At 67.4% G+C, this 17,641-nt stretch carries 19 protein-coding genes and 1 pseudogene; 13 read left to right on the top strand and 7 right to left on the bottom strand.

Annotated features, from left to right (window positions below):
- Positions 1-4 precede the first annotated feature (4 nt).
- Complete coding sequence (locus tag G6N36_RS03610) at positions 5-886, bottom strand: sterol desaturase family protein (protein ID WP_163690365.1); 882 nt, start codon at positions 884-886, stop codon at positions 5-7.
- Positions 887-1,032: 146 nt separating this feature from the next.
- The gene (locus G6N36_RS03605) at positions 1,033-2,622 is read right to left on the bottom strand and encodes a carboxylesterase/lipase family protein (protein WP_163685016.1); all 1,590 of its coding nucleotides are present in this window, start codon (positions 2,620-2,622) and stop codon (positions 1,033-1,035) included.
- Between the two features lie 87 nt (positions 2,623-2,709).
- On the opposite strand from G6N36_RS03605, the gene G6N36_RS03600 reads away from it, so the two are divergent.
- Genes G6N36_RS03600 through G6N36_RS03585 form a run of 4 tightly spaced genes read left to right on the top strand, consistent with a single transcriptional unit; the run spans position 2,710 to position 4,959 of the window.
- Positions 2,710-3,651 (top strand): oxygenase MpaB family protein, encoded by a 942-nt coding sequence (locus G6N36_RS03600; protein WP_163685015.1) that lies wholly within the window; start codon positions 2,710-2,712, stop codon positions 3,649-3,651.
- The gene (locus G6N36_RS03595; protein ID WP_163685013.1) at positions 3,648-4,277 is read left to right on the top strand and encodes a TetR/AcrR family transcriptional regulator; all 630 of its coding nucleotides are present in this window, start codon (positions 3,648-3,650) and stop codon (positions 4,275-4,277) included. The genes G6N36_RS03600 and G6N36_RS03595 overlap by 4 nt, the downstream gene beginning before the upstream one ends.
- Before the next feature lie 23 nt (positions 4,278-4,300).
- Positions 4,301-4,639 carry a DMT family transporter gene (locus G6N36_RS03590; RefSeq protein ID WP_163685011.1) on the top strand — a complete coding sequence of 113 codons (339 nt, stop codon included), beginning with the start codon at positions 4,301-4,303 and terminating at the stop codon, positions 4,637-4,639.
- Complete coding sequence (locus G6N36_RS03585) at positions 4,639-4,959, top strand: DMT family transporter (RefSeq protein ID WP_163690363.1); 321 nt, start codon at positions 4,639-4,641, stop codon at positions 4,957-4,959. The genes G6N36_RS03590 and G6N36_RS03585 overlap by 1 nt, the downstream gene beginning before the upstream one ends.
- On the opposite strand, the gene G6N36_RS03580 is transcribed toward G6N36_RS03585, so the two are convergent.
- Positions 4,946-6,157 (bottom strand): MFS transporter, encoded by a 1,212-nt coding sequence (locus G6N36_RS03580; protein WP_163685009.1) that lies wholly within the window; start codon positions 6,155-6,157, stop codon positions 4,946-4,948. The genes G6N36_RS03585 and G6N36_RS03580 overlap by 14 nt on opposite strands.
- A 49-nt stretch (positions 6,158-6,206) precedes the next feature.
- Here G6N36_RS03580 and G6N36_RS03575 point away from each other — a divergent pair, with 49 nt between their 5' ends.
- Both G6N36_RS03575 and G6N36_RS03570 read left to right on the top strand, forming a co-directional pair.
- Complete coding sequence (locus tag G6N36_RS03575; RefSeq protein WP_163690361.1) at positions 6,207-6,548, top strand: YidH family protein; 342 nt, start codon at positions 6,207-6,209, stop codon at positions 6,546-6,548.
- 3 nt (positions 6,549-6,551) lie between these two features.
- Positions 6,552-6,848, top strand: a complete 297-nt coding sequence (locus tag G6N36_RS03570) for a DUF202 domain-containing protein (RefSeq protein ID WP_163685007.1) — start codon at positions 6,552-6,554, stop codon at positions 6,846-6,848.
- Here G6N36_RS03570 and G6N36_RS03565 read toward each other — a convergent pair.
- Both G6N36_RS03565 and G6N36_RS03560 read right to left on the bottom strand, forming a co-directional pair.
- Entirely contained in the window at positions 6,786-7,739 is a 954-nt protein-coding gene (locus tag G6N36_RS03565; protein ID WP_163685005.1) for an SDR family NAD(P)-dependent oxidoreductase, read from the bottom strand. The genes G6N36_RS03570 and G6N36_RS03565 overlap by 63 nt on opposite strands.
- Positions 7,736-8,353 (bottom strand): TetR/AcrR family transcriptional regulator, encoded by a 618-nt coding sequence (locus G6N36_RS03560; RefSeq protein ID WP_163685003.1) that lies wholly within the window; start codon positions 8,351-8,353, stop codon positions 7,736-7,738. Before G6N36_RS03560 ends, G6N36_RS03565 begins: the two co-directional genes overlap by 4 nt.
- 78 nt (positions 8,354-8,431) lie before the next feature.
- Here G6N36_RS03560 and lysA point away from each other — a divergent pair, with 78 nt between their 5' ends.
- The 3 genes from lysA to G6N36_RS03545 all read left to right on the top strand — a co-directional run bounded on the left by lysA (position 8,432) and on the right by G6N36_RS03545 (position 12,401).
- A complete protein-coding gene (gene lysA, locus G6N36_RS03555; RefSeq protein ID WP_163685001.1) occupies positions 8,432-9,736 on the top strand; it encodes a diaminopimelate decarboxylase in 1,305 nt (434 codons plus the stop codon).
- A 19-nt stretch (positions 9,737-9,755) separates the two neighbouring features.
- A complete protein-coding gene (malQ, locus tag G6N36_RS03550; RefSeq protein ID WP_163684999.1) occupies positions 9,756-11,882 on the top strand; it encodes a 4-alpha-glucanotransferase in 2,127 nt (708 codons plus the stop codon).
- Positions 11,883-11,981: 99 nt separating this feature from the next.
- Positions 11,982-12,401, top strand: coding sequence for a hypothetical protein (locus G6N36_RS03545; protein WP_163684997.1), 420 nt, complete (start codon positions 11,982-11,984; stop codon positions 12,399-12,401).
- Here G6N36_RS03545 and G6N36_RS03540 read toward each other — a convergent pair.
- Positions 12,398-12,832 (bottom strand): SRPBCC family protein, encoded by a 435-nt coding sequence (locus tag G6N36_RS03540; RefSeq protein WP_163684995.1) that lies wholly within the window; start codon positions 12,830-12,832, stop codon positions 12,398-12,400. The genes G6N36_RS03545 and G6N36_RS03540 overlap by 4 nt on opposite strands.
- Positions 12,832-13,677: a lysophospholipid acyltransferase family protein gene (locus G6N36_RS03535; protein WP_163690359.1), complete on the bottom strand. Its 846-nt coding sequence runs from the start codon at positions 13,675-13,677 to the stop codon at positions 12,832-12,834. Before G6N36_RS03535 ends, G6N36_RS03540 begins: the two co-directional genes overlap by 1 nt.
- Positions 13,678-13,798: 121 nt before the next feature.
- Here G6N36_RS03535 and G6N36_RS03530 point away from each other — a divergent pair, with 121 nt between their 5' ends.
- From G6N36_RS03530 to G6N36_RS03515, 4 genes and pseudogenes are all read left to right on the top strand, one after another.
- Positions 13,799-14,692 carry a metal-dependent hydrolase gene (locus tag G6N36_RS03530; RefSeq protein ID WP_163684993.1) on the top strand — a complete coding sequence of 298 codons (894 nt, stop codon included), beginning with the start codon at positions 13,799-13,801 and terminating at the stop codon, positions 14,690-14,692.
- Positions 14,692-15,798, top strand: a complete 1,107-nt coding sequence (locus tag G6N36_RS03525; RefSeq protein ID WP_163684991.1) for a PDR/VanB family oxidoreductase — start codon at positions 14,692-14,694, stop codon at positions 15,796-15,798. Before G6N36_RS03530 ends, G6N36_RS03525 begins: the two co-directional genes overlap by 1 nt.
- A 22-nt stretch (positions 15,799-15,820) precedes the next feature.
- The gene (locus tag G6N36_RS03520; RefSeq protein WP_163684989.1) at positions 15,821-17,263 is read left to right on the top strand and encodes a serine/threonine-protein kinase; all 1,443 of its coding nucleotides are present in this window, start codon (positions 15,821-15,823) and stop codon (positions 17,261-17,263) included.
- A pseudogene (locus G6N36_RS03515) lies at positions 17,215-17,604 on the top strand (nuclear transport factor 2 family protein); the annotation flags it as partial. The gene G6N36_RS03520 and the pseudogene G6N36_RS03515, both read left to right, overlap by 49 nt.
- Between the last annotated feature and the right edge of the window lie 37 nt (positions 17,605-17,641).

Below are 17,641 nucleotides of genomic sequence, written 5' to 3'. Positions count from 1 at the left end.
CGATCTATACGCGAACCTTTGCCGACCCTTCGTCGACGCGGCGTTCGGCGGGCAGCCAACCGGGCGGGCCGAAGGCGTAGCCCAGCTTGTCGCGGAACTGCGTGGCCCGCCGGACATCGCGGAAGATCGACACGTACTCGTGGGTCTGCAGCGTCCAGATGTTGTAGGTGTCGACCTGCTTGGTCAGCCCGTAGTTCGGGCGCACGTTCTCTTCCTTGAAGCTGCGGAACAGCCGGTCCCAGAGGATGAAGATGCCACCGTAGTTCTTGTCGAGGTACTGCTCGTCCATGCCGTGGTGAACGCGGTGATGCGACGGCGTGTTGAAGACGAATTCGATTGGCCGCCAGAGCTTTCCGATGCGCTCGGTGTGGATCCAGAATTGGTAGATGAGGTTGATGGAGAAGCTGGCGAACACCATCCACGGCGGCACACCGAGCAGTGGCAGCAGCGCCCGCAGGAACACGTCGCCGCTGATGTTCCACTTCTGGCGCAGTGCGGTCGCGAAGTTGAAGTACTGGCTGGAGTGATGGGCTTGATGGGTCGCCCAGATCAGACGGACGCGGTGGGCGATCCGGTGATAGAAGTAGTAGAGAACGTCGACGCCGACGATGGCGATCACCCAGGTGTACCAGGCGGTGGACGGCAGCTGCCAGGGTGCCACGTAAACGTAGAGCGCGGCGTAGGCCAGCAGGGCGACGGCGTTGAGGACGCCACTGGTGAGGATCGAGACCAGCCCCATCTTGATGCTCGCCCACGCGTCGGGCTTCAGATAGGCGCCCGCCGGTGCCCGTTCCGCCTCGTCATGCATCAGCTTTCCCGCACTCACCCACTCGATGATCAGCATGATGAGGAAGAACGGGATCGCAAACGTCACCGGGTCGTGCATGAGCGGCGGTAGCACGTCGGCCAAATTCGGAGTCCAGGCCCCATTCACGTCCAAGGTGACACCTCCGGTGGGAAAGTTTACGACGAAGCGGGGCGAGCGATGGGCCCACGCCCGAAGGGCAGGGGACGAAGGGAACTCGGAGATGCTCAGCGGAAGCTGAGCACCTCGTCGCCCCAGGCCAATCGCAGGTCACGGTCCAGATCGTCGACCACCCGCTCGGACGCGTCGATGATCAGCGACGCCCGATCCTCTTTGCGGTACGGACGCCACTCGGGATCCCCGGCCGACGCGGACGGCGTACCGTCTACCGCGAAGCTCATCCAGCGCCTGCGCATCCGCGCCGACACCGCCTTTCCCGCCTTGAGCCCGCCCAATTTGAACGTCGGGTCCTTCGGCCCGCCGACCAGGTTGCCCCACACATAGGGCAACTCGGTGGCGTGCGCCGCGCCGAGGCGCAACAGCCGCAGCATCGGGGGCGCAAAGTCGAACCGGTAGAGGTAGACGGGTGCGACCTCCCGATGGCCGTCGGCGAACCAGATCGACGGCATCCGGAAACCGATATCGCGGGCCACCCCCATGCCGATCGTCTTGGGCCTGCCCCGGTATGCGGTGCGGATCTGCGCTTCATCGGGCAGCTGCAGTGCCGGCTGCTCGGCGGCGATCTCGGTGAACATCGCCCGCAGCGCCTGCGGCGAGATCGGCATCAACGGCGACTTCATCCACCGGAACAGCGCGGCCTCGTGCTTGTTCGTGCCGATGATCAACGGGACCGGATGCGTGCGTCCTTCTCGGGCTAGCTTCACCGGGTGCGCGGGAACGATGTCACCGTCGATGATCGGCGCGAAGGCCAGTGTTCCCGGCCACCGGGCAGGCACTTCGTCGAAAACCTTCTTGGCGGCCGCCAGCACGGCGTCGATCGGAACCGAGGGCAGGCGCTGGACGTCGCCCCGCGCGAGATCCAGCGCATCGAGGAACAGCTCGGCGAAGCGGCGGCCGCGCTCAGAGTCGTAGATCGAAGTCGCCGGCGAACTCTGGGCGATGGCCGCCGAGAACAGTCCCGCGGCCGCGGGGCTCGCCAGCAGCGTGGTCACCATGCCTGCGCCGGCGGACTCGCCGAACAATGTGACCCGGGCCGGGTCGCCCCCGAATCCGGCGATGTTGTCGCGCACCCATTGCAGTGCGAACAGCGCGTCGCGCAAGCCGAGATTGGTGTCGAACCCGGCGCCGAAGGAGGACAGGTCGAGGAAACCGAGCGCGCCCAACCGGTAGTTGACCGTGACGATCAGCGCGTCGCCGCCGCTCGCCAGTGCAGCACCGTGATACAGCGATTGCGCCGATGAGCCGAGGATGTAGGCGCCGCCGTGCAGCCACACCATCACCGGTTTGCCGTCACCGGCCTCGGTATCCGACGACGCCCACACGTTCAACGTCAGGCAGTCGTCACCCTGCGGCGCGCCGAGGTCGATCGGGATCCTCGGATCGGTGGGCTGCGGGCAGACGGGTCCCACCCGCGTCGCATCTGCCGGCTCCGACCACCGTTGGGGCGCCTGAGGTGCCCGCCACCGCAGGTCGCCGGTCGGCGCCGCGGCATAGCGAATGCCCTTCCACACCTTGACCGTTCCGTTGTCGACGCCGCGTACGGGTCCGTAGCTGGTGTCGACGACCAGGGGCTCGACTGCCGGCACCGCCGGTCGCCGTTCGTCGGCACCGTGTCGCGTATTGGGCTCTGCTGTCATCGATGGACCTCCTCGATGGGAAAACAACCACTCCACAGTACGCGCGCGTACCGCATCTCCACCCGCGACGATGGTATATATGGTCGTGTGAGTGTCACATTCATACCGAAGCGGCTCCCCGCCGCCGAGAAGCTTCGCAACCGCATCGTGCAGGATTTCGAGAAGAGCGCTGGTCGACACGATGATCCGGCGGTCTACGGGGGGCCACCCGGCGATCCCGGGCTGATCGGGCCCGGCAGCATTTCGTGGGAGATCAACGCCGACCTGGCATCCGTCTCGCAGGCCGGTTTGCCGGCGATCGTGCTGGAGATCCTCCATCCGTCGGTGGTGGCGGGCGTTCAGGATCTGTCCAACTACCGCGAAGACCCATTCCAGCGGGCCCGCGCCACCCTGGGCTATGTGCTGACCACGACGTTCGGCAACACCGAGGCCGCGACCCGCGTCATCGAACGCGTCAAGCACGTGCACTCGTTCGTCAACGGCACTCGCCCCGACGGCGTGCCGTACCGCGCCCTGGATCCCGAGCTGATCGCCTGGGTGCACACGTGCATCCCGTGGATGATTCTGCGGACCTATGAACACACCAAACGCCCGCTGAGCCGCGAGGAACAAGACCGGTATCTGGCCGAGCAGGCGGTGATCGGCAGGTTGGGCGGCGCCGACTGGGTGCCGACAACGGCCGCCGAACTCGACGATTACGTCGACACCATGCGACCGAAGCTGAGCGTGAACGCGCAGACGCGTGAGTTCATCGACTTCTTGGCGACGTCGCCGTTCTTCCCCGACCTGCCAGGGCCGGTAGACCGGCAACTGCACCGATTCGCGATCTACGCGGGCATGAGCCGCGCCCCGGCGTGGGCACGCGAGCTCATCGGCTATGACCGCCCGTCCGCGCTGACCCGCCGGCTCATCGAGCCCGCCCTGCACCTCGACGCCCGGCACTTGCGGTGGGCATTCGGGACGCCGCGGTTCGCCGAGCTCGCCCGCCACCGTGCGGCAGGTGCGCGTCCGAAGGTCGCGGTGTCGTGATCCACGCCCAGCTCATCGAGGTCATCGGCGGCGCCGCGTCCGTCGGCAAGGCGGGCGGCAACGTGGACGAAGCGGCCGACCGGACCAGCCAGCGCATACTCGACTCCGCCCTGCAGGAAGCGGCAGCAGTTGGGCTGCAACGGATTACGGTCGAGGACGTGGTGCGCCGCGCCGGTGTGTCACGGATGACGGCTTACCGCCGCTACCCGCGTCGCGACGATCTGGTGGAAGCACTTGTTCGCCGTGAGACGCAACGGTTCCTCGGCGCCGTCGCCGATGCCATCGATGCCACCGAAGATCCGAACGAAGGGGTGGCCGCGGCGTTCATCGCCGCGGTCACGTTCGCCCGCGAGCATCCGATGCTGCGCCGCGCCGGTCACGTCGAGCCCGCTCCGATCGATTCGGCGGAACTGCTGAAGATGGGGTCGGCGTTCATCGCCAACTACATTCACGGTGACACGCCGGGCACGCCGCCACGGCAGGTCCGCTGGGTCGCCGACGTGTTCGCCCGGTTGTTCATCACTTATATCTCGACGCCGCCGGACGACCCCGACTTCAGCGATGACGCCGAACTCCGGCAGTTCGCCCACGAGGTGCTCACACCCATGGTCGAACGCGCAGTCTGAGGCCCATGGCATAGCTTGGTGCCGTGCTGAAGTGGGCGCTACTTGCGGGCGCAATCTCGACCGAGGTCGCCGCCACGCTGTCTCTGCGTGCCGCCCAGGATCATTCGGCGTGGCTCGCGGTCGTGGTCGCCGGCTACCTCACGTCGTTCGTGTTCTTGACGATGGTGCTGCGCGCCGGCGTACCCGTCGGCATCGCGTACGGAATCTGGGGCGCGCTGGGCACCGCGGTCACCGCGGTTCTGGCCGCCGTACTCTTCGGCGACCCGTTCACCTGGCCGATCGTCGCGGGCATCGGGCTCATCATCGCCGGGGTGCTGCTGATCGAGTTCGGTTCGCATCGCGCCGTGACCGCCGACTCATGATGTGGCTCGCGCTCGCCGGCGCCATACTCGTCGAGGTCGTCGCGACCCTGTCGCTACGCGCTTCGGAGGGTTTTCGCAAGAAAGCGTGGATCGCACCGATCATCGCCGGCTACCTCCTGTCGTTCTATCTGCTGTACGTGTCGCTGGGCCTGGGCATGCCGGTCGGCATCGCGTACGGCGTGTGGTCGGCGTGCGGCATCGCGCTGGTGGCGGTCATCGCGCGGTTCCTGTTCGACGAACCCCTGACTCCGATGATGGGGCTGGGCATCGTGCTCATCGTCTTCGGCGTGCTCACGATCGAGATGGTCACCGCCGGCTGAGCCGATGATTCAATCGGGGTCGCGCACTGAGCGCTCCGGCCAGTGCGATCGCCACCAGCCCGGCGACGGGCACGGACAGCAGGCCGATCCGCAGGCTCGTCGCATCGGCGATGACGCCGACGACCAGAGGCGCGCCGAAGAAGCCGATCCGCATCAGCCACGTCAGCACCGTCAATCCGCTGCCCGGGCGCAAGCCAGGCAGCTGGTCGGCGCGGTGCATCGCCGCCGGGATCAGGGTCGCTACTCCGAATCCCGCCGCAGCGAATGCCGCGATGGTGCCCGGAATCGAGGGGAAGGCCAGCGCGACCCCCATTCCCGCGGCCGCGAGGAGGCCACCGGCGCGAACCACCGCGCGTTCGCCGAACCTGTCGACAAGACGGTCCCCGATCAGCCGGCCGACGAACATGAACCCGACCAGTGCGACATAGCCGAACACCGCGACCGCCCCGGGCGCACCGAGGCTGTCACGCAAATACAGTGTTGCCCAGGAACTTCCCGCATCCTCGACGGTCGCTCCCGCGATGGCGAGCACGACGAGCGCGACCAGTGTCCCGCACACCGCTAAGCCCGCACCGGATCCCTGCCCTGCCGGCCGCGCCGGATGGTCGCCGTGATCGGCCCCCTTCAACAGGTACGGGTAGGCGATCAGCACGACGCCGCCGAACAGGACCGCCGCGATCGCCAAATGCGTTGCCCGGGATATGCCCACCGCGATCGCGCCGGCACCCATCACGCCGCCGATGATGGCTCCCCCCGCCCAGACCGCATGCAACGAGTTGATGATCGACCGGCCGTAATTGCGCTGCAACCGCAGCCCGTGCGCGTTCTGCGCCACGTCGGTGACCGCATCGCACGCTCCCGCCATGAACAACGCCGCGGCGAGAATCAGCGGGGTTCCTGCCAGGGCTGCAGCGACAACGAATCCCGCGAGGCCCAGGGTGCTGACGACTGCCACGCGCGACGATCGGTACCTGCGGATCAACGCCGCCGCGGAGAGGCCTGCCACCAACGCGCCCGCTGAGAACGCCGCGATCGCGATCCCGAACATCGTGTTGGACAGCTGCAAGTCGGTCTTGATCTCCGGGTAGCGAGGCAACAGGTTGGCGAACAACGCTCCGTTGCTCAGGAACAGCGCCGCGACCGCGACTCTGGCCCTTCGATGCTGCGCCACAACGGCGTCGAGCGATTCGGGCGCCATGTCCGGCGACACTACCGACCCCAGGACTCTAGGCTGACTGGTCGTGGCAGTGACCGACGATCACGAGGATCTGGACTATCGCTTCACGCTCGCCAACGAGCGCACCTTCCTCGCGTGGATTCGCACCGCGCTGGCACTGATCGCCGGCGGCGTCGCGGTCGTGCAACTGGTGCCCGCCCTGACCATCCCCGGAGTGCGCCATGGCCTGGGAATGACGCTGACCGCATCTGGCGGCGTCCTTGCGGTGCTGGCGGTGCTGCGTTGGCGTGCCGTGCAGACCGCCATGCATGAGGGCGGCGACCTGCCCCGATCCCGGATGCCGGCGCTGCTTGGCGGCGCCATCGTCGTACTGACCATCGCACTGATCGTCGTCATCGCGGTGCAGCCGTAAATCATGCCATCTCAACCGGAGAAGCCAGGATTACAGGCCGAACGCACCCAATTGTCCTGGGAGCGAACCGCGATCAGCTTCCTGGTCGCCGGAGCGCTGCCGTTGTTCGGCCGAGGTCCATTGGACGACGGGCGGATCGCACTGCCCGTGGTGGGAGCCTTGTTGGCAGTCCTTGTCGTCTGGCTGGCTCGCCGACGGGCGCACAGTTTCACGGTCGCGCCGAAGGCCGAGATCGTCCTACTTGGCTGCGCGACCGCGGGGTTCGCCGGGCTGGTCCTGATGATCGGTGCGCTCGAGTAGTTGCTCGCTGGTCTCCCACAGGTCGAGCGCCTTCTCACGGTCGTAGGAGTCGGTCGACGATGCGATCGGCCGCTTCCCTTCGAAGTACGACCCGGTGACGTCGTCGAACCGGGGATCGCAGACCAACGCCGCCAGGCGCGCGCCCGAGGCCCTGGTGCTGTTGACATTCGGCAGCACCCGCAGCAGTGGAAACAGGTACCGCCAGGCCCACCGCCCGATCGCCGAGTAATTGCGGGCCAGGCCGGAGCCGGGCATCAGGCCGGGATCGAACGCGTTGACCGTGACACCGTTGGCACCGCAGCCGAGCCGACGGTCGAGTTCGTACGCGTACAGCAGGTTGCACAGCTTCGACGTGGTGTACCGGCGGCGGCCGTCGACCGGTTCGTCATCCGCGGGATGCGCGAGGTCGGCGGCCCTGGTGTACCGCGGTGCGGGCATTCCCGTGGTCTTGGCCGGATCGTGGGTGCCGCTGGCGACGACCACGATGCGCGCCGGGTGGGCCAGGTCCGCGAGCAGGTCCCGCACCAGGGCGAAGTGTCCGAGATGGTTCACTCCGAAAGTCATCTCCACGCCCTCGGCGGTGTGTTCGGTGCCCGACACGACCTGAAGGCCGGCGTTGCAGACGATCGCGTGCAGCGGCGGCAGTCCGCGGCCGCGGAAGTCTTCGGCGAAGGCGTGGACCGACGTCAGCGACGCGAGGTCCATTTCGAGAACCGTGCACCGCGCCGGGTGGCCGGCCTGTTCGACCGCGTGCGCGCCGCGCGCCACGTCGCGCACCGCGAACACCACATGCCAGGTTGGGTCGCTCGCGAGAAGCGCTGTCGCGCATTCCAATCCGAGCCCGGCACTGGCACCGGTGATGATCGCTGTCTTGTTCGGTGTTGCGGTCACTTCTCCTCCAAGAGAGTCGGGATCAGGGCGGTTACGGTCTGATGCAGCCGCCGGTACATCCGGTCGACGTCGGTGGTCTCGGGCTCGAGATGGACCGCGAGGAAGATCCCGTCCGACAGCGCGACCGCCACCGCGGCGAGTTCATCCAGGACGCGCTGCGCCGTGCGGTCGGGAATGTCGGCGGGAAGCAGTTGTGCGATCGCGTCGCGAAACCGCGCGATCGCGGTGTCGCGGACCCGTCGCACCACTTCGGCGACCGCGGGATCGTCGCTGCGCTCCAGTGACAGGAGCAGGAACAGCCGCAGGAAATCCGGATGCTGTGATTGCTGGCGCACCACCGCGTCCAGCTGTCGTTCGACGGTGGCGTCGGCGGGTATGGCCGCGAAATACCGCTGGGCGCCGCGTTCCATGACGGCCGCCAGCACGCCGTCCTTGGATCCGAAGTGCCAGTAGATCGAACTCGCCGGCAGGCCGCAGGCCTTGCGGATGTCGCTGATGGACGTCGCGGCGTAGCCACGTGTGGCCATCAGCTTTTCCGTCGCGTCGAGGATCTGCTCGCGGGACTGCTCGCCCTGCTGCTGCTTTTTCGTCAACGTTCTATCTGTAAGGATCATTACAGACATACCGTAGGCGAGTTCACGAACTTTGTCGACCGCATTCACGCGCGCACATGCGGGTGAGACGCTGAGGCGATGACGGTGGACGGCGATGAGCGCTCGCGAGACGAGCAGAGAAAAGCTGCGGCCGATGCGTTGGTCGGCCTCTTCCCGCCGGGCACCCGCACCGACAGCGACGGGACCCTCGTGGTCGGCGGATGCCGCCTCGACGACGTGGCCGCGCAGTTCGGCACGCCGGCCATCGTCGTCTCCGAAGACGCGTTGCGTCAGCGGGCCCGCGACTACCTCAGCGCCTTCCGCAGTCGCTGGCCGCGCTGCGACGTGGCGTTCGCGTCGAAGTCATTCCCGTGCACGGCCGTTCAGCGGGTGATGGCCCATGAGGGTCTGCACCTCGACGTCGCGGGCGGCGGCGAGATCCGGACCGCCCTCAAGGCGGGCGTCGACCCGGCCCGGATTCTGCTGCACGGTAACGCCAAATCTGACGACGAACTGGGCATGGCTGTGAAGCACGGAATCGGACTGGTGGTGGTCGACAACTTCGACGACATCGACCGCCTCGAGCGCATCGTTCCGACGGGACATCAGCAGCCGTGCCTGGTCCGGGTCATCCCGGGCGTGGAGGCCGCCACACATGCCTCCCAGGCGACGGGGCACGCTGGGTCGAAGTTCGGCCTGGCGCCCGATGATGCCCGTGCCGCGATCGCGCGGATCGAGCGCAGCGCCAAGATGCGCCTCGACGGCGTGCACACCCATGTCGGCTCACAGCTGCTCAACGTCGAGCAGCTCGCGCAGGCGGTCGAGCCCATCGCGAAGCTGGGCACCTTCGAGGTGTACGACCTGGGCGGTGGGCTTGGCGTGCGCTACACCTACGCCGAGCACCCGCCGACCCTCGACGACTACGCCGACGCGATGGTGACTCAGGCGACGGCGCTGCTACCGGAGGGCAGCCGCATCATCGTCGAACCCGGCCGCAGCATGGTCGCCAACAGCGCATGCACGATCTACCGCATCACGACCCTCAAACGCGGCGTCGTCACGCACGTCGCGGTGGACGGCGGCATGGGTGACAACCTCGAGGTCTCACTCACCGGTCAGCGGTTCGAGGCAACGATCGTCAACCGGGTCGGTGGTGGCGAAACCGTCAGCGTTGTGGGACGGCACTGCGAATCGGGCGACCAACTGGTCGACGGCGTCGCGCTACAAGAACCATCGATCGGCGACCTGCTCGCGGTGCCCGTCACCGGGGCCTACTGCTACACGATGTCCAATCAGTACAACGGCGCCCGCCGGGTTCCGGTGGTGTTCACCCGCGCCGGTGCGGCGCGGCTGGTGGTCCGCCGCGACACCTGGGATGACCTGCTGATGCGTGACGTCGACTGATTGCGGGCAAGATAGTCGCATGACCGAACTCCCCGAGTCGCTCGTCGAGTTGGCGCGACGGTACGGCGTCGCAACGGAATACGAAGACTGGACCGGAAGGCGCATCACGGTCTCCGAATCCACACTGGTCGGTGTGCTCGACGCCCTCGGCGTACAGGCCGCCACCGACGATCGGCGCACCGCCGAATTGGCAGAACACGATCGTGACCATTGGTCTCGCGCGCTGCCGCCGGTGATCGTCGGCCGCGCCGGGTCGACGTCGTCGTTCTGGGTGCACGTCACCCACGGCGATCCGGTGAGGTTGTGGATCCGGCTCGAGGACGGGTCGGTCCGGATGGGTTTGCGCCAGCTCGAAAACAACCGGCCCCCTTATGATCTCGGTGGCCGACTGGTCGGCGAGGCGAGCTTCGAGTTACCCGCCGACCTGCCGCTCGGCTATCACGAACTGCATCTACAACTGGGAACGTCCGACATCAGTTCACCGATCGTCGTCTCCCCCGCATCGTTGGAACCGCCGACGGGACGGACGTGGGGGCTGGCCACCCAGCTCTACAGTGTCCGATCGCGAACCTCTTGGGGCATCGGTGATTTGACCGACCTCACCGATCTCGCCGTATGGTCGGCGTCTCGGCACGGTGCGGGCTTCGTCCTCGTCAACCCGCTGCACGCCGCCGCGCCCACCCCGCCGATGGAGCCGTCGCCCTACCTGCCGACCTCACGCCGGTTCGTCAACCCGATATACCTGCGGGTGGAGGCGATCCCCGAGTTTGCGTACGTCGAGAACCGGGGCCGCATCGTCAAGGCCCGGGCGAATGCGCAGGCGCGCGCACACAAGTCGCGCCTCATCGACCGTGACCGCGTCTGGAAGTACAAGCGCGCCGCCCTCGAGGCCGTCTACCGTGTGCAGCGATCCGCGGGCCGGGACCTGGCATACCAGGCCTACCGCGAGCGGCAGGGTCGCAACCTCGATGATTTCGCGACGTCGTGCGCCCTGGCCGAGAAACACGGCGGCGATTGGCACGAGTGGCCCGAGGAGCTGCGTCATCCCGAAAGCCCGGCCGTCGCCCGGTTCGCCGCCGACAACGCGGCGGCCGTCGATTTCCACCGCTGGCTGCAATGGCAACTCGACGATCAGCTGACCGCGGCGCAAGCGACGTCGGTGGCGTCGGGCATGGGGCTGGGCATCATGCATGACCTTGCCGTGGGGGTCGACCCGAACGGGGCCGATGCATGGGCCCTGCAGGACGTGCTGGCGTTGGGCGTCACCGCAGGCGCGCCGCCGGACGAGTTCAATCAGCTAGGCCAGGACTGGTCGCAGCCGCCGTGGCGACCCGACGAACTCGCGAACCAGGCCTACGAGCCGTTCCGCGCGCTCGTCAACACGCTGCTTCGGCATGCGGGTGGCGTGCGGATCGACCACATCATCGGACTGTTCCGGCTGTGGTGGATTCCGAAGGGCGCCCCGCCGACCGAGGGCACCTATGTGCGGTACGACCACGAGGCGATGATCGGGATCGTCGCACTGGAGGCCCACCGAGCCGGCGCCGTCGTCGTCGGCGAGGACCTGGGCACTGTCGAACCCTGGGTACGCGACTATCTGCGCGAGCGCGGCTTGTTCGGCACATCGATCTTGTGGTTCGAGTTCGACCGAGACGGTGACGGCGCGCCGCTGCGGGCCGAGCACTGGCGTGAGTTCTGCCTGTCCTCGGTGACCACCCACGACCTCCCCCCGACCCCCGGCTACCTCGCGGGCGAACATGTCCGGCTCCGCGACGAGCTCGGGCTGCTGACCCGGCCCGCCGAGGAGGAACTGGCCGCCGATCGTCGCCAACAGGCCGCGTGGCTCGACGAGCTGCGTCGGGTCGGGTTGTTGAGCGGCGATCTGGACGAGGTCGGCGTCGATCAGGTGGTCAGCGCGCTCTACAAGTACCTGGGCCGGACGCGGTCGCGGCTGCTGGCGCTATCGCTGGCCGACGCGGTCGGCGACCTGCGCACCCAGAATCAGCCGGGGACGACGGACGAATACCCGAACTGGAGGGTGCCGCTGACGGGCCCGGACGGCAGGAAAATGCTGCTCGAGGACGTTTTCGCCGACCCGCGGGCGGCCGCGTTGGGCCAGGTCATGCGGGCCGCGGTGAACGCCTAGGGGTAACCCCAGATGTAACGCGGAGCGCTTCTTCTCCGGTTTCACATTTGTCACGTCTGCGATATGTTCGCACCGCATCGACATAGGGAGACATTTCACGTGAAGAAGCTCGTTGTGCTGAGCGGAGGGCTCGTCGCAGTCGGCTCCGCCGCGCTGGTCGGAGCGGGAATCGCCATGTCCCAGCCGGGCGGCTCGAACTACATGAACGTCGTCGGTGAGCCCTATAACAAGGCGCTGCAGATCTTGAAGTCGCAGGGCTACAAGGGCTACTTCGGCGGATCTTTCGGCAGCGTGCTCTCCCAGGCCAACTGCCTCGTCGACAGCCAGAAGGTCACCTCGAGCGGTCGCATCCTGCTGATGCTCGACTGCAGCCAGGCAGCAGCCGACCAGCTCGAGCAGATGGGACCCGCGGGCGGTCCCCGGGTCGGCGGTAACGGCGTCACCACCGTGACCCCGACGCCGGTCGTGCCGATCCAAGGCGCCCCTGGCGCAGGTGCTCCGGCCGCGCCGCCGGCCTAGCCTTCGACCATGTGACGCAGGTTCTTCAGCGTCGCACCCATGTTGCGGCCGACCTGGCCGGCGGCCACGCGGTCCGCGATCAGCCCGAGGACGTTGCCCGCTGATTCATAGGCCAGCCGGAAGGTGACTTTGGTGCGGCCGTCGGCCGTTTCGCGCAACCGGAACCGTCCACGCTGTGAAACTCCGGTGAGCCCCACCCACGACAACTCGCGCGGCGGATCGAACTCGACGACCTCGATGACGCCGCCGATGGGGACCGACCCCACCTTCCAATGCACGGTGTAGCGGGCGCCGAGACTGGCAGGCTCGTCGTCGGCGGTCTCCCACCGTTCGAGGCTGGCCATGAATTCCGGGTAACAGTCGGGGTTGCTGACCACTTTCCACACCGCTTCGCGGTCGGCGTCGACCACGCACTGCCGTTGCACCCTCATCAGCCCAGCACCGGGAATCGTCGTTCGGCCGCCAGCCGGTCCACCCCGGCCTGCAGCGCGGCCTCCACCTTCTCGTGCACGACGTCGTCGTCGCTGCCGGCGATGTCGTCGGGCTCGATGGGGTCCTGCACCTCGATCGCGATCTTCGTCGGGAGGGGCAACCGCGGCACCATGTCGCTGACCGTCAGACCCCACGGCGGCGCCAGCAGAATCGGGACGCTCTTCAACCGGGCCATCTTGTCGACCATCAGCAGCTTGGCCAGCCACTGCCCGCGGTCGAGGAACAGCGCCGCCTCCTGGCCGCCAACGCTGGCGATCGGCACGATCGGGACCCCAGCCTCACGGGCGAGCTTGACGTAGCCCTTGCGTCCCCCGAAATCCACCTCGTGCCGCTGCCACGACGGCCGGAAGACTTCGTAATCACCGCCGGGGTACACCAGCAGCGCGGCGCCGGACTTCAATGCCAGCTCGGCGTTTTCGTGGTTGGCGGCCACAGTGCCGAACTTGCGCAACGAGCCGAGTCCCGGCATCGAAACGACGAGGTTGTGGGCGAGTTGATAAAACGGTCGCTCGACGCCGAAGTACGAACAGAACGCCAGCGTGAAGACGAACGTGTCCGGCGGGAGGTTGCCGCCGCTGTGGTTGCCGACCATGAGCACGGGGCCGTCAGCCGGAATCCGGTCCAGGCCGCGGACGTCGGCGCGGAAGTACAGCGATGCCAGCAGCCACAGTCCGGGTAGCTGCTCGCGGATGTAGTCGGCGTCGCGTTGATCCAGGTCGGCTTTGGGGACTCGAGAGACGACCTGGCTCCGGGTCCAGTTCAGTAGGTCGCCGACGCCCGCCATAGCGGTGTTATTGACCGTGTAAGCGAGCTTGAAACGCAATGCACCGATAAAACCCAGTACCCGCGTTCCCACCTACTTCCGGTAAGCTCCCGTGCACAACCTTCTCGTGGAGGAGTCCGCCATGGCAGCGTTGCCCGCTCCGGAGATCGACCCGGGACCGGTGCAGATCCAGGCCCGCAAGGTGCAGTTCGACCTCGCGGAGGTCCCGCTCGAGTGGATCCCCGGTCACCCGGTGGCGTCCACCATGATCAACCTCTTCAACGTCGTGCTGCCCTCCGCCGAACACTGGTTCGTCGAGACGTTCAACGAAGCGCTGCCGTTGGTCAAGGATCCCAAGCTCGCCGAGGACATCCGCGGTTTCATCGGCCAGGAAGCCACGCATGCCGCCGCCCACGACGACGTGATCCGCGACTTCCTCGTCGGCAACGGCGTAGACCCAGCGCCGATCCTCGAGATGGTCGAGTATCTGTTCGGAAAGGTCTTGGCGCCAACGACTTCCACGAATCCGAAGCGTCGGCTGACCAACCTCTGTGAGCGCCTTTGGATCATCGCCGCCATCGAGCACTACACGGCCGTCCTCGGCGACTTCGCGCTCAACTCCACCTGGGACGAGCACCGGGCCGACCCGACGATGGTCGACCTGTTCCGGTGGCACGGCAGCGAGGAGGTCGAGCATCGCAGCGTCGCGCACGACGTGGCGGTGTACTTCCACGACAGCTACCCCGCCCGCATCAAGGCCATGGCACTGTCCGCGTCGGCGATCTTCGCGTTCTTCCAGCGCGGTACCTGGTACCTGTTCAAGTCCGATCCCGCGAACGACATGTCGTGGTGGAAGATGCAGCGGCTGCGGATGCGCGACTCCGAACTCGGGCTGCTGCCCAAGTTCCGCGTGCTGTTCGGCTCGCAGACCCTGACCTACTTCCGGCGCGCGTACTCACCGGAGGAGATGGGCTCCACCGCGCAGGCCGTCGCCTATTTGGCCTCCTCTCCCGCGGCCCGCGCGGCGCACCTGTGATGGGGCTGCGCGAGCGCTACCGGCAGCTGCCGACCAACCCGCTCCGGCCGGGGCGCCGTGACGTGATGATGGGCGTCGCCGGTGCGGTCATCTCCGGGATGGATGCGCTGTCCGGAGTCACCCGACGGGTCAGGCTGCCGGAAGCATCCGACCGCACGCGACTGCTGCGCGTGGTCGACAGGCAGACGGTGGCACACGACGAGAACGTGGTGGCACTGACGTTCGCCGCCGCGGACGCCGGGTCGCTGCCCCGTTGGCATCCCGGTGCCCATATCGATGTCGGCCTACCCAGCGGACGGCTGCGCCAGTACTCGCTGTGCGGAGATCCCGACCGCACCGACGTGTACCGCATTGCGGTACGCAGGATTCCTGACGGTGGCGGGGGCTCGATCGAGGTGCATGACGCTCTCGAGGTCGGTGCGACCGCGACGACGCAGGGTCCCCGTAACGCGTTCCCCCTGACGGTGCCGGGTTACGGTTCGCCGACGCGGCAATTCCGTTTCATCGCAGGCGGTATCGGGATCGCGCCGATCCTGCCGATGCTGGCTGTGGCGCGGCGCCTCGGCGTCGACTGGTCCATGGTCTACGCCGGACGCACCCGCGACAGCATGCCGTTCCTCGACGACGTCGCAAAATTTGGCGCCGAGGTCACCATCCACACCGACGATGACGACGGGCTGCCGTCGGCGTCGGATCTGCTCGGCGACTGCCCTGACGGCACCGCGGTCTACGCGTGCGGACCCGCCCCCATGCTCACCGCGATCCGGTCCGAACTGGCCGGCCGCGACAAGGTCGAACTCCACTTCGAGCGGTTCGCCGCGCCGCCGGTGGTCGATGGCAAAGAGTTCGACGTCACGGTCGCGTCGACCGGCCAACAGATCCGCGTGGCCGCCGACGAGACCCTGCTCGCAGCGCTGAAGCGCGTCGATGTCGACGCCCCGTACTCCTGCCAGCAGGGGTTCTGCGGGACGTGCCGCACGCGCGTCCTCGACGGAACCGTCGACCACCGCGACACCCTGCTCACGGACCCCGAACACGAGAACCGGATGATGTTGATCTGCATATCCCGGGCCGCCGACGGGTCCCGTCTCACACTCGACCTCTAGCGGTATCTCGTACTATTCGCCCATGCCGCTGGCCGATGGCGCGATGTTCGCCGGTTACACCATCGTGCGACTCCTCGGCGCGGGCGGTATGGGAGAGGTCTACCTCGCGCAGCATCCGCGGCTGCCGCGCCGCGACGCGCTGAAGGTGCTGCCCGCGTCGGTGTCGGCCGACCATGAGTACCGGGAACGGTTCGACCGCGAGGCCGACATCGCGGCCACGCTATGGCATCCACGCATCGTGGGCGTGCACGACCGCGGCGAGTTCCAAGGCCAGCTCTGGATCTCGATGGACTATGTCGAGGGCACCGATGCGGCATGCCTGCTGCGTCAGAGCTATCCCGACGGGATGTCCAGAGGCGAAGTCGCCGAGATCATCTCCGCCGTGGCCGAGGCTCTCGACTACGCCCATCAGCGCAACCTGCTGCACCGCGACGTGAAACCCGCCAACATCCTGCTCGCCAATCCCGAGGCCAGCGATCAACGAATTCTGCTGGCGGACTTCGGAATCGCCCGCTGGACCAACGACATCAGCGGCTTGACGGCGACCAACATGACGGTCGGCACCGTGTCCTACGCCGCCCCCGAGCAATTGATGGGTGAGCGGCTCGATGGCCGGGCCGACCAATATGCGTTGGCAGCCACCGCGTTTCACCTGCTGAGCGGTAGGCCACCGTTCCAGCATTCGAATCCCGCAGTCGTCATCAGCCAGCACCTGTCGGCGACGCCGCCCGCGATCGGCGATCAGCGCCCGGAGCTGGCCGGGCTGGATCCGGTGCTCGCCAAGGCACTGGCGAAATCCCCGGCCGACCGTTTCGAGCGTTGCGCCGATTTCGCGCGAGCGCTCGCCCATCAGCTCGGGTCGAACACACCGGCGGATGTGGGCACCAGCCTCGCCGCCCCGGTGCCGACGCCCGCGAAAGCGCCCCGACGATCCCTCATGCGCGCCGGAATCGTCGTCCCGGCCATCCTGGCGGTGCTGCTGCTCGCAGCGATCGTGGTGGCTGTGTTCGAGGCCGGGCGTGCCGACAACGAAGATCGACCGGCATCCGCTGCGACCACCACCTCACCGACGCTCGCCAGGCCGACGTCCACGCCACTGTCCCCACCGCCGGAGCCGCCGTCGTCAACCCCGACAACGCCGCCGTCCCCGACGCCGACCACCACAGCCACGATCACGCCTGCACCCGCGGTCGTCGGCGCGAACTGCTCCCCCGTCGGCAGCACTGCCACGACGGCCGACGGCTCCACTGCGTACTGCTCGACCCTGCAGCCCACCGGCGACTCCGTCTGGTCACTCACCGAGGGCGACGTACCGAGTCCCACGGTCACCACCGAGCCGACCGAGGAACCGCTTCCATACGCCGAGGAGAACCCGGTGCGACTGTGCATGCAACAGACCGGCCAGACCCGTCGTGAATGCCGGATGGATATCCGGGAGAGCAACGGTCTGCCTCCGCTGCCATGAGCCTGACCACTGCCGACCGACTCGCGCTCGCCGACCTGGTGCATCTCTACGCATCGGCCGTGGACGACCGACGCTTCGATGACGTGGTCGAATTATTCACGCGCACAGCCGAACTGCGGCTACCTGATCCACCCCGCTCGTTAGAGGCGGTACGCAGCCACCATGGCCGCGACGGTGTGCGGTCCGCGATGGCGGCGCTAGCCGCCGTGACCCGCACCGAGCACGCGATTGTCGGCGAGGTGTACGCGCCCGGCGACCGCGCCGACTACGCGCTGGGCCGGATCACCTGCATCGCGCACCACTGGACGGTCGCGGGAGATCAAATCACCGACCTGGTATGGCATCTGCGCTATGACGACGAATACCTTCGGACGCCGG

This window comes from Mycolicibacterium gadium (assembly GCF_010728925.1).
GTDB lineage: Bacteria > Actinomycetota > Actinomycetes > Mycobacteriales > Mycobacteriaceae > Mycobacterium > Mycobacterium gadium.
This window is presented reverse-complemented; position numbering and strand designations above follow the sequence as displayed.